We start from the raw sequence: 13,418 nt of genomic DNA, 5'->3' as shown, positions 1-13,418 counted from the left end.
ACTTGATTTCAACAATCTCTGAATTGCTTGAATCACACCTTTATACTATCGCTAATCAACTGAATTTACAGATTGTCTACAAGAACATAGCAGCAACACCCAACGATGAAATTTACCTTAAATCTAATATTCTGCCAGCTATTACAACCTGCTTTGATTTAGACGGCGAATCACGGATTTATAAAGGAGTTTATCAAGTTAGTGTTGTTGCACCTATTAACACTGGCAAATCACGTTCTCAGCAAATAGTAGAATCAATAATCAAGCATTTTCAACTTAACCTTGAATTAAAAAAAGGTACCTTTTCACTTTACATCAATTCTGTACCAAGCGCCTATCCAGCTATTACAGATAAAACCACTTACACAATACCAATCAGCATGAATTACCGTGCTGACACAATTTAATTGGAGAATTTATATGGCATTTGCATTACCTAACGGTTCACGTGTTTACGTGCAAAAATCAAAAGATACAGCATTGGAATTTGAAACTATTTCAAATGCTAAGGAGGCTGTAGCGACATTAAAAGCTAATCATGGGTTAGCGGTTGGCGATGAAGTTATTATCACATCTGGATGGTCAAAAATTAATAATGCAGTAGCTAAGGTGACTAAAGTTAATAATACGGATGTTACGCTTGGTAATATTAATACTAGCGATACCAAATCATTTCCAGAGGGAGAAGGAAAGGGCACTTTAACTAAAGTTACCGCATGGGAGCGCTTACCTCAAATTAAAGAAGTTGCAACTGAAGGTGGTGAACAACAATTTACTCAAATACAGTTTTTAGATGATGACACAGAGCGACAATTACCGACAATCAAATCAGCTAAAAGCAAAAGTTTTACCATTGCACATGACAGTTCTCTACCTATTTATCCATTATTAGAGGAATTGGACCTTACCAATGAAGTTGTCGCAATGAAAATGTATGTTCCGAAAGCAAAAGAAACTCGTTATGATGCTGTTCGCGTTTCTTTTGACCCAACCCCAGCGACCACAATTAATGAGATTGAAACTGTAAAAATCAGCATGACAGTTGAATCACCGGCAATCACTTTCTACAAAGATAAATAAGGACTAAATAATGGCAAAATTTAAATTAGTTGCAGAGCCAACTTTTAAATGCAAAGTTTTAATTCCACGAGCTGGGCAAGAGGACGGTGAAATCGAATTTACGTTCAAACACTATATTCCCAAAGAACTGGAAAATTTTGAAACCGAGTTTAAAGGCAAGCCTCTGGTTAGTTATCTATTGAAAATCATCACAGGCTGGAGTTTAGATGATGAGTTTAATGAGGCTAATCTTGATACACTCCTCCAAAACTATCCAGCATCTGGCAGCGCAATAATCAAAACTTATTCTCGTGAATTATTCGGCGTACGAGAAAAAAACTAATAGCGCTCGTTACTGCACTATATACCCCTGAGCCGTCAAAAGAAGAGCTGGCGGCTTTCGGGTTAACTGAATCGGATTACGATGATGAATATGTAGAGATATGGCAAGACAATTTGGATGCTTTCAAGTTGTTTAAAGCCATGTCTACGCAGTGGCGAACGAGCATGAGTGGAGTGTTAGGTCTTGATTATAACTGTATGGAATGGGTTATGAAGATCAACAATATTGCAGAAAGTGAAACTATTTTTAACGACATTCAAATAATGGAAAGTGAAGCCCTGAAATTAATGCACAAATCAAAATAATTGTTAGTTTAAAGGGTAACATTTGAAAAGTCACCCATCAGTCACCAACAACAATCCAAGCCATTGAGCATAATGGACAGCTTTATGTTTCAATGCGCCCATTTGTAAGAATATTGGTTTGTAGTGAGGATCTCAGTATAACCGTATCATGCGTGACGAAGTAATGAAACCTGCGTCTTCATTATGAAGACTGAGATTCTATAACCCTCTAATTTCTTCTTGGTTTATTAATAATATGAAAAAATCCATCACCTTTAAGAGGTTATTTAATGATCAACTTATCGAAATATTATGCTATTATTCTGACGATAAAAATAAACAGGATAATGCAATGAAAATTGAATCACTAAAAATAGAAAATGTTGGCGGTATATCTAGCTTGTCGTTAGATAGTTTTGACCCCAATTTAAATATTATTTGCGGTGAAAACGGAATAGGTAAAACAAATATTTTGGATTCAATTGCATCATTGTTTTCAGGTTATGAACCGATATCTATTAGTGTTAAATCAGGTTTTGAACAAGGATGCATAAAAAGCTCAGTAGATGGAAAAATAATTTCGCGACCAATAAAGAAAAAATATACAAATCTTACCTATACAAAATGGGAATCTGTTAATGATGATGAAAATGCAAATTTCAATTTACTATATTTAAAAGTTAATCGCGTTTTTAAATATAGGCGAGAAAGTAGTATTAATTCAGACCCAGACGTTACCAATAGAACATCGCAAAACTCTGAAGGTTTAGATAATGATGATATAAAACAATGGTTTGTTTCTAGATATTTGCATAGCGCGCATGTTAATAATTTAACTGATGTTCAACAAGAAAACATTAAATTAGCAATAAGCTGTTTTTCGTTACTTGATAATAAGGTTACATTTTATAAAACTACTACTCAAAATGAGATAATTGTAAAAACACCTACAGGAGAAATATATTTTGAGCTTTTATCTTCTGGATTTAGGTCTATTTTATTTATTTTATTGGGCATAATTAAAGAAATTGAATATCGATTCCAAAACAACAATGTTTTAGCATCAGACTTTAATGGAATTATTCTAATTGATGAGATAGAGTTACACCTTCATCCTGAATGGCAAGGTAAAGTTTGCAGCGTTCTTACAAAAACATTTCCGAAAGCCCAATTTATCATCAGTACGCATAGCCCTCACGTTATTCAAACCGCCGAAGCGAACGAAGTTATAGCTTTATCAGGAGAAAATGGTCATTTAGAAAAAAGAACCTTAGATATCGCCCCACATGGCTTTAAAGGATGGACGATAGAAGAAATTCTTACCGATGTGATGGGAATGAAAGACCTTCGAACACAATTATATGAAGATATTAAAAAGAAATTTGATAATGCTCTTAAAAATAAAGACGTAAAAGCTGCTGCAGACGCCTATGATAAATTAGATCAAATACTTCATCCTACATACCCTTTAAGAGCCCTTTTTAAAATGCAATTGGATGCGCTTAAGGGTTAATCCATGATTAAGCTAGAGAAAGGGGATAAACCTCCTTATTTAAAGGAGGAAAAAGTTAAAGAATTAACTGAAAAGTTTAAATTAAACCAAAAATCTACCGTATGGAAACATACTGAAATAATAGAGTATTTGTTAAAAAGTAGTAACTTTAAATGCGCTTATTGTGAATGCCAATTACAGATTGAAGATTCATACATGGAAGTTGAGCATTTTAAATGCAAAAGCTTATATCCAGACAATGTTGTAGATTGGAACAATTTATTACCATCATGCGAAAGATGTAACAAGAAAAAAAGAAATTTAGATGTTGTTGCTACTCCAATTATTAACCCTTATGAAGAAGATCCTAAACTATATTTATCTATAGAAAATTATTATTTGTACGCTAAAGGCGGTGAGGATTCTAAAGGTCAAAAAACTATAGACTGTTTAGATTTAAATGATGAAAGATTGGTTTTAGCCATATTTAATGTATGTAAAAATATAAACCGAGATATGATTAAATTAGCTCGTAACATAGATGATATTATATTAGTTAGAAATGGTATAAGTACAACATTACAGCTTTGCCAACCAGATAAAGCTTTTTCTGCTTTTCTCGCTTTTACTTTGCTTAATAACAAAGATACAAAAATAATCAAACAAGTTTTAATCGATAATGACTTATGGGATGATGATCTTAATGAAATGTATGAAACCTGCAAAAAAATAGCCCTAGACTCTAGATAACTTATCGTTAACCAACCAAATTCAATTAAACCACCTGCGGGTGGTTTTTTATTGCTCCGAACCCTTAAATAACATACCATTACCCAAAAAAAGGAGATGGTATGAAAAAGTTTATTTTGAGGTGTGTCGCTTTAATTGTGATACTAGCAGCCATAGGATGCATTATCATTTTTAATCATATTACTAGATATGTTCACGATGATGATTTGCTATATTACAAGTCCGCAGAATATTGTTCATCAATAATAAAAAAAAGCATTAATTCAGAGTCATTTTATTCTCCTAAAAAAATAACGGTCATAATTAAAAAAGCTAATGATGATGAACTGAAAAAATATATTTCTAAGAAGAAATTTGGATTGTATGAACAAGATTACAATAAAAAACTTTTAAGTCTATATAATTATAACGTACTACTGGATTATGATGACCAAAAAATATTTAACATAAATCCTGAATCTCTTGTACTGTGTGAATTTAGCGTAATCCATGCTGATAATTATGGTTTTTACTTACCAAAGCTAGAAGCTATTACATTTAACGTAGAAAGATATTCGGGGACGGATTTATTGTTAATGTTCCCAGAAACCATTAAGCACAAAGAGCTAAATAAATCTAATTTTTGGGATAAAATAGATTATTTATTAAACAATAAACTTAGAATCATAAATGAATAACAGTTTTTAAAGCAACTAAGAATAGGACGTGATATGAAAAATTTATTGTTAATAAGTTTAATTGGATTAACATTATTTGGTTGTGAAGAAAAAAAAATAACTGAGGAGATGTTGCTTGGTGAATGGAATTGTAAACTTAGCACACAAGAAGCAGAATCAAAGAATGGTAAGTTACAAGATTTTGGTGATCCTGAAATTGGTGAATATAAATACATCTTTATCAAAAAGGATGGGCAGCTTTTTTGGGGTTTATCTGAACATGTAGATCATTTATTTCCTTTTAATCTGGAAGATATTTACAAAAAAACTGAGTATACGGTAGATGACAGACAAATATCGCAAAAGATTGAATATCTATCTAACGATAGTTTTAGAATGACTGATGTAACTGCAACCATCGATAAAAACAATAAACCAACCAGTAAAACAAAAGATAAATTAGTTTGTGAGCGAATTAAAGAATAAGATAATTTTCTATCGACTATAAAATCAGTTTAAACCCTCTTAGAGGGTTTTTTATTGGTTATTTTTTTGAGGAAAAATGGTTCTAAGTTCTTCTACTCCAGAAGTTATATGATTCAATGCTCGCTCCATTTTCATTCTAACAATATCTTCGTTTGTGTCACCAGAAAGAGAAAATGCTTTTGCTAATTCGCTTTTTAATGAATCGTATGAATCTTTTAATTTAATAAGTTCATTTCTAGTACACTCAAGCTCATTTTTATAGCTATCAAGTTTTAATATGTCATTTATGATTTCACGTAAATCTGAATGGGTTATCGTTTCAATAACTTTTGTGACCTCAAGCCGATCAACTAACTCATTATTCAAACTTCTTTTATTTGTATTCGCTTTGTCCTCTAAATAACTTCTCAAATCTGATGGCAATCTTGTTGGAAAAGGTTTTATTGTGTTCATAGTGTGATTCCTTTTGACTCATTGCAATAATATAGTTTTTATAAGAAGTATTGACAACTGAATCATTATGATCCAAAATAAGCTTGTAAAATAAATGTAAACACAAAAAAGGAGGATCATTTTGATTCATGAAGTAAGCAAAATTAAACCGTTCCCGACAAGAATGCCTGATGATTTAAGGGAATGGTACGAGAAAGAGGCTGAATGTAGCCGACAATCGCTAAACTTTGTGATAGTTGAAGCTTTAGCAGAACATAAAGAAAAGAAAATTAAACAAAGAGAGGTAAAAAATGCAAACATCTAGAAAAACAAAAACCCCAACATCGGCAAATGTTGAGGTTCAATCATTAATCCCACAGCAAAGAGGAATCAAATCTATGAAAAATGATATATCAGTATTACACAAAAGTCAATTAACGATGTCTAGTCGTGAAATAGCGTCTTTAACCAATAAACGACATGATAATGTTTGTCGAGATATAAGAGCTATTTTAGTGGCGTTGCTTGGTGGTCAAGATTCTGATTACGTCCGTAACTCAAATCTGAGTTACCTTACAAATCAACATGTTAGCTGTAATCAATACGATTTTAATAACCCGAATGCTTGGGAATACCACATATCTAGACGATATACTGAAATATTAATTACTGGATATGATATCAAGCGCAGAACAGCGGTCATTGATAGACTTTATGAACTGGAAGAAGCAAACAAGCAACCTCAAGTAAGAATTCCAACCAATAAAGAACTCGCTTTAATGGTTATTAAAGCCGAAGAAGAAAATGAACGACTCTCACTTGAAAATAAAACATTAGGATCTCAAGTCGAAGAAATGAAGCCAACTGTTGCCGCATTTGATCGTATAGCGACTAAAACGGAGGGCAGTATGTGTGTTACAGACACAGCTAAACATTTGCAAGTTCAGCCTAAAAAGTTTTTTCAAGAGTTACATGCTATGGGGTGGATCTACAAACGAACAGGTGTCCATCATTGGTTAGGCTATCAAGATAAAGTTAAACAAGGATTGCTTGAACATAAGATTACTACAGTCTCAAGAAGTGATGGTAGTGAAAAAATAGTAGAACAAGTGTTAGTTACACCTAAAGGTTTGGCGAAACTTTCACAAATGCTAACAGCACACTAACCAATTACAACAAGCCCCTTTTGGGGGCTAATTGAGGATGTAGAAATGAACAGAACGAGGATAGCAGCATGAAATTTGTAATTGATGGTGACAACTACGAAATGATAGTTAAAAATCTGGGTCAAGCTAAGTCTCTGGCTTATATTCTTGGGAGCAATACAGCTGAGGATGAGGACAAATCTAATGCGTTTTGGGTAATACAGGATCTGGTTAACTACGCATTACATTTAGTAAAAGATTCTGAAAAAGTTTAAATGATTCCCCTTGTAACAATAATTAAAGTTATAAGGGGATTGGTAGAAATTTTTAACTAATTATTTCAATTATAAAACAATAGGTTATAATAAGAGTGTTCCCTATACATATAGGGATAAACCGAGCCTGTTCCTCTTTCAGCTCTAGATTGATCCGTGTTCCCTATACATATAGGGATAAACCGGAACAAGCTCAAAGCATTTTAGAACAGATGGAGTGTTCCCTGTGCATACAGGGATAAACCGTATACCGGTCACGATAGCGAATTTAAATGTGAGTGTTCCCTATACACATAGGGATAAACCGCACATAGCACAAAACGGGTTACGATGTAGATAGTGTTCCCTATACACATAGGGATAAACCGAACTCACACCGAGTTGCGCTGCTTGATAACTTCTGTTCCCTATATACATAGGGATAAATTATGCAATCGGTTTTTGAACAAAGTTTATTGTGTATAATGTTCTAGTTCACTGCCGTGTAGGTAGTTTAGAAATCTGATATAAAAAAATACTCCATTTTCCTTTAGTTCACTACCGTGTAGGTAGCTAAAAATTCACACCAACCACCTTCGCGTGGTTTTTTATTGCTCCGAATCCTTAAATAACATACCATTACAAAAAACTCAAAGATTAAGGGAATGGTATGAAGAAGATTATGTTGTGTTTGTTGTTATTTCCACTTTTTGTATTTGCCAAAGAAATTAAGTATAAGGAATGGAGTGTTAGAATCAACACTGATCCAATAACAGATGAAAAAAAAGTGTCAATGACTTCAGTTTATGTATCAGACAGCACTTCAATAAGTAGCGCTTTTTTTACAGTTGGTTGTGATTTAGTCGTTATTACTCCATTCTCCGTCGATAATAATCTGAAAGGTTATGAGGATGGGCTAATTAAGGTTATTTTCAGAGCAGACAAAAAAGCTCCAGTAGAGATGGAATGGGAGATAAAAAATGGCGTATTAATAACTAATCAAAAAGATTTTTTAAATAAAGAAATTCAGGATGCTAAAAAGTTCATTATTAGAGTTGGATCTAAATCTACAGTAGATTTAAAATTTCCTTTAGCCGGCTATAAAAAAGCGTACGAAAACTTAGAAAAAGAATGCTCAAATTAAAGAACAATTAACTTAATATTAGCGGTTTTTGCATCCAACTTTTATGATCGGGAGTGCAACTAATATAACACCTTTAATGGGAATACGTCCGCTGACTCGTTGCAGTTTTGAGCTCCCGATCGCCCATTGAGCGATCTAAGATGTTGTCACGATGACAATAACCTCGAAAACCATCTTAAGTCTTATTTGCATTATTGACATTAATTTACATTAGATATATATTTTACTACAAGGTGTCGAAACCTTACAAAGACGGAATTCACCCCGCAGTGTGATTTTTTTATGCCTAAAATCTATGCCGAGAGGGTGAGGAATACAATACTCGTAAGAGGAATAACTCCAGCCTTTCTTTGTAGGCTTTCGAACCTCTTGGCGCCTATTAATAATAGTTGACTTTTCTTATTAAATTAATATATATTCTAAAAAGGTGCTTCAACACACCATCTCAAAGCGGAAACCGCGCCCGAAAGATAAGCGGCATTTTTATGTCCAGATTTTATGATCGGGTGGCGTGCTAAATACAAAACCGCAAGGAAACTAAGCAGGCTGACTTTGAGCAGTGTTGAAGCACCCGATCGCCCTCAATCAACATGGGGGATATAAAAATAAAACTCAAAGGATGTAGAAATGAACAACACAAAACTAGAAACAATTCAGTTTCACAATCAATCTTTAATCGTACTCAACCACGAAAATAAACCATATATTGCCATTAAGCCGATTTGTGAAAATATAGGTTTAGACTGGGAAGCTCAACGTCAAAGAATTAAAAGAAATGAGATACTTAACTCAACTGCCTGTATGATAAAGGTAGTTGCAAAAGACGGTAAAAACAGAGAAGTTTTATGTTTACCGTTAGGTTATTTAAATGGTTGGCTTGCAGGAATCGAATTAAGCAGAGTTAATCCACAAATTAAACCACTTTTAAAACAATACCAGTTAGAATGCTTCGATGTTCTATATAATCATTTCATGCCGAAAGTTGCTCAACAATACCCTAATACTATTTCAGTTGAACAACAGCAGGCGATCAAACAAGCGGTCAATGAGCGTTCATATCGAACAGGTGAACATCACCAAGCAATTTACACTAAATTCTATCAGCAATTTAAGATACCACGTTACCAAGATTTGCCTGCTAGCAAATTCGATGAAGCTATTCAATGGCTTGGTGGTGTACATGCTCGAAATGGATTATCTGATGAAGATTGGTACGACTTAGCTTGGCTTTATAAAGTAGCAGATAGAATGCGTTCTCAAATAGAATTAGTAGAACCTGCATTACGAGCATTAGATTCTAGTTTTGTCAGTGCGTTTCACTCAATGGCAATCGAGTACAAACGAAATTTACATAGTGCAAAATTAATTATTGAGCGAGAAACAGCGCATATTAACGCAAAAAATATAATAGACAAATGGAATAATGTATTGCCTGTAATTAGACATCATTAATTAGTTAACCCTTTTTTTACCGACAAATATAATTTATTTAAAATCAAACAATTATAAATGGGTGTAAAAAAAGGGTTTTTAGCTACAAATTGGTTATTATTCTTTTTCTGAACAAAGTTTATTGTGTATAATGTTCTAGTTTACTACCGAGTAGGTAGTTTAGAAATCATGCTCACACCAAATTAATGCTTGGTACAAGTTTACTACCGAGTAGGTAGTTTAGAAATTTTCGATAATTAATCGTGCTGATTCAATATCGTTTACTGCCGTGTAGGTAGCTAAAAATTCACACAAACCGCCTTGTGCGGTTTTTTATTGCTCCGAATCCTTAAATAACATACCATTACCCAAAAAAGGAGAATGGAATGAAAAGAATTGCGTTATTGGGGTTAGCTTGTTTTGCATTGTCTGGCTGTGGTGATGAAGGCGGGAAGAAAATAACCGAGGAGATGTTGCTTGGTGAGTGGAATTGCACAGTTAGCACACAAGAAGCAGAATCAAAGAATGGTAAGCTACAAGATTTTAGTGAACCTGAAATTGGTGAATATAAATACATCTTTATCAAAAAGGATGGACAGCTTTTTTGGAATTTATCTTCATCTAAAGATAATTTAATGCCTTTTAACCTAGAAGATTTCTACAAAAGACCTGAGTATACGGTAGATGACAGACAAAGGTCTCAAAAGATTGAATATCTATCCAACGATAGTTTTAGCATGACCGCGATATATACAACTATCGATAAAAATAATAAACCAATAAGTAAAATTAAAGATAAATTAGTTTGTGAGCGAATTAAAGAATAATTAATTATTTAAGATAATCGAAATTAAATTAACCCACCATGAGTGGGTTTTTTTATGTCTGGAGAAAACAATGGCAGAAGCAATTACATCACTAACACTTGAAATCAATACACAAAGCGTTGACGAAGCAAGCAGAAAATTAGATGCATTTAGTAAAAAAGCAGAAGATGCGGCATCAGCTACAGATGAATTAACTGCCGCAAAAAAACGTTCACTAAATGTAACCGATGAAGAATTAAAAGATTTTGAGCGTGTTTATCAGAATGCAGTTAAAGGTGCTAAAGCTTCTAGAATTGCGGCAGAACAGGAACGAAAGCTGGCGACAGCTAGAAAACAACTTGTTGAATCTGGTGATAGGCTTTATACCAGCTATAGAAATCAAATTGACGGATTAAAAAATGTCAGTACCGCATCAAAAGAGCTAGAGAAAATAACTGGGCAGGTAAGGGCTTCATATAAAGCAGGTACTCTTGATATCAACAATTATAATCAATTGCTATCTGATGTTGCAGTAAAACAAAAAGAAGTAACAATCGCAGAAACACTCGCAACTAAAGCCAAAACTGACTTTATCAATAAACTAAAAGCGCAATTGGCAACCCAAAATTTAACGAAACAACAGTTATTGAGTTATCAGGCCGCTCAACTCGGTGTGAGTTCTTCTGCTGACATTTATATTAAAAAAATTGCGCAAGCTTCTAATGCCACTAAAAATTACGAGAATACAACAAGAGCGGCAACGCATCAAGCCGCTATTATGCAGACGCAATTAATGCAAGGTAACTTTTCAGGATTGCGGAATTCTGGCATGTCGATGATCATGAAAAATGGTGTCGGCAACACTTTTAGCACGCTATTAACATCGCTAAACCCTTTAAATATTGGTATTTCAGCGATGGTCGGCTTACTCGGCAGTATGATTCCAAAATTGTTTGAAACGGAGAACGCAACAGAACAATTAGCGGCCGCGCAAGAGCGACTAAATACTGTTATGTCAAAAGATAAACAGACTGGAAAATTTTTTCTGTCTGACGACATGATGAAATTACTCAAAAAAAATAAATTTTTAGTTCAGGCAGCACTTAAATCGAGTGAAAAAGATCTAAAAACAGTAGTATCTAGTGCGAAAAAAGAACTACAGGATGGGTTAAAAAGCCTTGAAGACGCAGGTAAGGAAACTGTGACAAGACTAAGCTCACTTAGCGAAAAAACTGGATTAGATAGTGTTCTGGTAGCGATTCAAGAGATCAAAGCAAACGGAAAAGATTTGAATTCTTTGCTTAAATCAACAGATGCTCTTACTGTAAGAAGCGTGGAAGGTATAAAAGCCAAAATAGAAAACTATGCGATTTACTTCGGTACAACAAAAGAACAAGCTCAAAGCATACTTGAACAAATGGCTGAGATACGGGCAGAGACAGATTCACTGCAAGCTACTGAAAAAATTAACAAGTTAATTGAAGAGGTTAGTCGATTATATGTAACATCAAACAACGGTTCAGACAAATTAAAATCGTTTATTGATTCATTAGTTGAGATAGCAGCGAAAGCTGGGAATGCAGCGCTTCAAGTTGAGTGGTTAAAACTTCAACAAGAGAATTTAGACAAAGCTACAAACCCAAAAAAAAGTCCGTTTTATTACTACTCTCAAATGAAGATGACTCCCCGACAACGAGCGGATGCAGAAATAAAAGATATGGAAGCAGCCGCAAAAATAAATAATGAAATGTTTGGACCAAATAGTCCAAATTATGCTTCAGAGCAGGACATTAAATATATCGCAAAAGCAATCAAGGCTCGCCATCTAAAAAATGGCGCTAGCAGAGCATCAACAACAGACCAGCTTCAATCATCAAGACAGCAAGAAATCAGCTTGATGAATCAGCTTAAATCATTACGTGAACAATCATTAACAGTCAACACTATCACATCTGAGCGTAAAAAATACTTTGATTTACAAGCGCAAATCGAGGTGCTGGAGAGCAAAACCGATAAAAGCAAACTTACTGCACAGGAAAAGTATATTTTAGGTCACAAAGAGGCGTTGTTAGCTCAACAAGCGAAAAATGCGGCTTTAAGTGAAGAAATTGCACAATACGAAGCAACAAAAGCGCTTCGTAAAATGCAGGAATATTCAACTAATTTAGTTGCAAAATCTCAAGCTGAACAGGCTACCTTCGGAATGACTTCTAAAAACGCAGGTCGTTACAATGAAATGTCAGAGTTAAATGCTCAACGTGATATTGCATTGAAAGGAACAAGTAATCCGAATGAAATAGCTAAGGTTACTGAGGAATACAACAAGGCAAAAGAGGCACTACAACAAAGCTGGCAATTGGAAGACCAAAATCAAGGTGATTGGCTAACTGGTTTGAAAGTGGGAATGTGTGAATTTGCGGAAGATGGACAAAATGTATTCAAGGGATTTCGTGATGTTGCTAATAATGCTATGAACTCAATTAGTCATTCATTAACTGAATTAGTAACAACAGGGAAAATGGATTTCAAATCATTAACTAAATCCATTTTAACTAACATTATTGAAATTATTAATAAGTTATTAGTTGCACAGGCTATTCAAACATCAATGAAGTGGATGGGCATGGGAGGGTCTGGAGCCGCCACAGGGGGGTATCAGCAAGCTTATACTGGTGGAGTAATTGATGGTTATGCTAACGGTGGGGGCGTCGGTTATAGCGACGAACCTGGTGGGTTTACTGGAATTGGCAATAAATATCAACCAGCTGGCATTGTACATAAAGGCGAATTCGTTTTTACAAAAGAGGCGACTAAACGTCTTGGCGTAGCAAATTTATATGCATTAATGAGAGAAGCTCAGCATGGTTATGCTAATGGGGGAGGCGTCAATCTTAGCCCAGCTTCACCTATAGCGTTTACTAGTAAACCAAATAATTCATCAAGCGCTATTAATGTGACTACAAACGTTGCGATTAATATGCAGTCTAATAGCACTTCACAAGCACAGACTGGCAATATTGATGGAAGAGCACTTGAAGCGCAGATTAAACCGATTATCCAAAAAAATATAGGTGAAGCTCTTCAAAAATCTACATCACCAGGTGGCGATTTATATATTCTGTTAAATAGGTAACTT

The 13,418-nt window shown here is 34.4% G+C and carries 16 protein-coding genes and 1 CRISPR repeat array; of the genes, 15 read left to right on the top strand and 1 reads right to left on the bottom strand.

Features of this window, described 5'->3' with window-relative positions; translation table 11 throughout:
* Positions 1-2 precede the first annotated feature (2 nt).
* From RAM17_RS10130 to RAM17_RS10095, 8 genes are all read left to right on the top strand, one after another.
* Entirely contained in the window at positions 3-407 is a 405-nt protein-coding gene (locus tag RAM17_RS10130) for a phage tail terminator-like protein (protein WP_110447390.1), read from the top strand.
* Between the two features lie 13 nt (positions 408-420).
* On the top strand, positions 421-1,080 hold the full coding sequence (locus tag RAM17_RS10125) for a phage tail protein (protein WP_110447391.1): 660 nt from the start codon (positions 421-423) through the stop codon (positions 1,078-1,080).
* A 10-nt stretch (positions 1,081-1,090) separates the two neighbouring features.
* Entirely contained in the window at positions 1,091-1,402 is a 312-nt protein-coding gene (locus RAM17_RS10120; protein ID WP_220000034.1) for a phage tail assembly chaperone, read from the top strand.
* A 113-nt stretch (positions 1,403-1,515) separates the two neighbouring features.
* Positions 1,516-1,707, top strand: a complete 192-nt coding sequence (locus tag RAM17_RS12605) for a DUF1799 domain-containing protein (protein WP_372339514.1) — start codon at positions 1,516-1,518, stop codon at positions 1,705-1,707.
* Positions 1,708-2,038: 331 nt separating this feature from the next.
* A complete protein-coding gene (locus tag RAM17_RS10110; protein ID WP_110448029.1) occupies positions 2,039-3,199 on the top strand; it encodes an AAA family ATPase in 1,161 nt (386 codons plus the stop codon).
* 3 nt (positions 3,200-3,202) lie between these two features.
* On the top strand, positions 3,203-3,928 hold the full coding sequence (locus RAM17_RS10105) for an HNH endonuclease (RefSeq protein ID WP_065578853.1): 726 nt from the start codon (positions 3,203-3,205) through the stop codon (positions 3,926-3,928).
* Positions 3,929-4,029: 101 nt separating this feature from the next.
* A complete protein-coding gene (locus RAM17_RS10100; RefSeq protein WP_110447394.1) occupies positions 4,030-4,605 on the top strand; it encodes a hypothetical protein in 576 nt (191 codons plus the stop codon).
* 33 nt (positions 4,606-4,638) lie between these two features.
* Complete coding sequence (locus RAM17_RS10095; protein WP_110447395.1) at positions 4,639-5,070, top strand: hypothetical protein; 432 nt, start codon at positions 4,639-4,641, stop codon at positions 5,068-5,070.
* Between the two features lie 51 nt (positions 5,071-5,121).
* Here the strand turns inward: RAM17_RS10095 and RAM17_RS10090 are convergent, their stop codons facing one another.
* On the bottom strand, positions 5,122-5,523 hold the full coding sequence (locus RAM17_RS10090; protein WP_086362147.1) for an Arc family DNA-binding protein: 402 nt from the start codon (positions 5,521-5,523) through the stop codon (positions 5,122-5,124).
* 121 nt (positions 5,524-5,644) lie between these two features.
* On the opposite strand from RAM17_RS10090, the gene RAM17_RS10085 reads away from it, so the two are divergent.
* From RAM17_RS10085 to RAM17_RS10055, 7 genes are all read left to right on the top strand, one after another.
* Positions 5,645-5,827, top strand: coding sequence for a hypothetical protein (locus RAM17_RS10085; RefSeq protein WP_306240056.1), 183 nt, complete (start codon positions 5,645-5,647; stop codon positions 5,825-5,827).
* A complete protein-coding gene (locus tag RAM17_RS10080; RefSeq protein ID WP_220000035.1) occupies positions 5,814-6,668 on the top strand; it encodes a phage antirepressor KilAC domain-containing protein in 855 nt (284 codons plus the stop codon). Before RAM17_RS10085 ends, RAM17_RS10080 begins: the two co-directional genes overlap by 14 nt.
* A gap of 68 nt (positions 6,669-6,736) precedes the next feature.
* Positions 6,737-6,922 (top strand): hypothetical protein, encoded by a 186-nt coding sequence (locus RAM17_RS10075; RefSeq protein WP_110447397.1) that lies wholly within the window; start codon positions 6,737-6,739, stop codon positions 6,920-6,922.
* 95 nt (positions 6,923-7,017) lie between these two features.
* Positions 7,018-7,290: direct repeats of the CRISPR family, unit length 29 nt; unit sequence GTGTTCCCTATACATATAGGGATAAACCG.
* A 281-nt stretch (positions 7,291-7,571) separates the two neighbouring features.
* Positions 7,572-8,045, top strand: coding sequence for a hypothetical protein (locus RAM17_RS10070; protein ID WP_065578852.1), 474 nt, complete (start codon positions 7,572-7,574; stop codon positions 8,043-8,045).
* Between the two features lie 627 nt (positions 8,046-8,672).
* Positions 8,673-9,497: a phage antirepressor N-terminal domain-containing protein gene (locus RAM17_RS10065; RefSeq protein ID WP_181414633.1), complete on the top strand. Its 825-nt coding sequence runs from the start codon at positions 8,673-8,675 to the stop codon at positions 9,495-9,497.
* A 365-nt stretch (positions 9,498-9,862) separates the two neighbouring features.
* Complete coding sequence (locus tag RAM17_RS10060; protein WP_110447398.1) at positions 9,863-10,303, top strand: hypothetical protein; 441 nt, start codon at positions 9,863-9,865, stop codon at positions 10,301-10,303.
* A 70-nt stretch (positions 10,304-10,373) separates the two neighbouring features.
* On the top strand, positions 10,374-13,415 hold the full coding sequence (locus RAM17_RS10055) for a phage tail tape measure protein (RefSeq protein ID WP_110447399.1): 3,042 nt from the start codon (positions 10,374-10,376) through the stop codon (positions 13,413-13,415).
* The last annotated feature ends 3 nt before the right edge of the window (positions 13,416-13,418 follow it).

Source organism: Gilliamella apis, assembly GCF_030758615.1.
Classification (GTDB): Bacteria; Pseudomonadota; Gammaproteobacteria; order Enterobacterales; family Orbaceae; genus Gilliamella; species Gilliamella apis_A.
This window is presented reverse-complemented; position numbering and strand designations above follow the sequence as displayed.

Coding starts and splice junctions, on each gene's coding strand:
- RAM17_RS10055 (WP_110447399.1), top strand. CDS start 10,374: ATGGCAGAAGCAATTACATCACTAACACTTGAAATCAATACACAAAGC.
- RAM17_RS10090 (WP_086362147.1), bottom strand. CDS start 5,523: ATGAACACAATAAAACCTTTTCCAACAAGATTGCCATCAGATTTGAGA.
- RAM17_RS10105 (WP_065578853.1), top strand. CDS start 3,203: ATGATTAAGCTAGAGAAAGGGGATAAACCTCCTTATTTAAAGGAGGAA.
- RAM17_RS10080 (WP_220000035.1), top strand. CDS start 5,814: ATGCAAACATCTAGAAAAACAAAAACCCCAACATCGGCAAATGTTGAG.
- RAM17_RS10100 (WP_110447394.1), top strand. CDS start 4,030: ATGAAAAAGTTTATTTTGAGGTGTGTCGCTTTAATTGTGATACTAGCA.
- RAM17_RS10120 (WP_220000034.1), top strand. CDS start 1,091: ATGGCAAAATTTAAATTAGTTGCAGAGCCAACTTTTAAATGCAAAGTT.
- RAM17_RS10125 (WP_110447391.1), top strand. CDS start 421: ATGGCATTTGCATTACCTAACGGTTCACGTGTTTACGTGCAAAAATCA.
- RAM17_RS10075 (WP_110447397.1), top strand. CDS start 6,737: ATGAAATTTGTAATTGATGGTGACAACTACGAAATGATAGTTAAAAAT.
- RAM17_RS10110 (WP_110448029.1), top strand. CDS start 2,039: ATGAAAATTGAATCACTAAAAATAGAAAATGTTGGCGGTATATCTAGC.
- RAM17_RS10060 (WP_110447398.1), top strand. CDS start 9,863: ATGAAAAGAATTGCGTTATTGGGGTTAGCTTGTTTTGCATTGTCTGGC.
- RAM17_RS10095 (WP_110447395.1), top strand. CDS start 4,639: ATGAAAAATTTATTGTTAATAAGTTTAATTGGATTAACATTATTTGGT.
- RAM17_RS10070 (WP_065578852.1), top strand. CDS start 7,572: ATGAAGAAGATTATGTTGTGTTTGTTGTTATTTCCACTTTTTGTATTT.
- RAM17_RS10065 (WP_181414633.1), top strand. CDS start 8,673: ATGAACAACACAAAACTAGAAACAATTCAGTTTCACAATCAATCTTTA.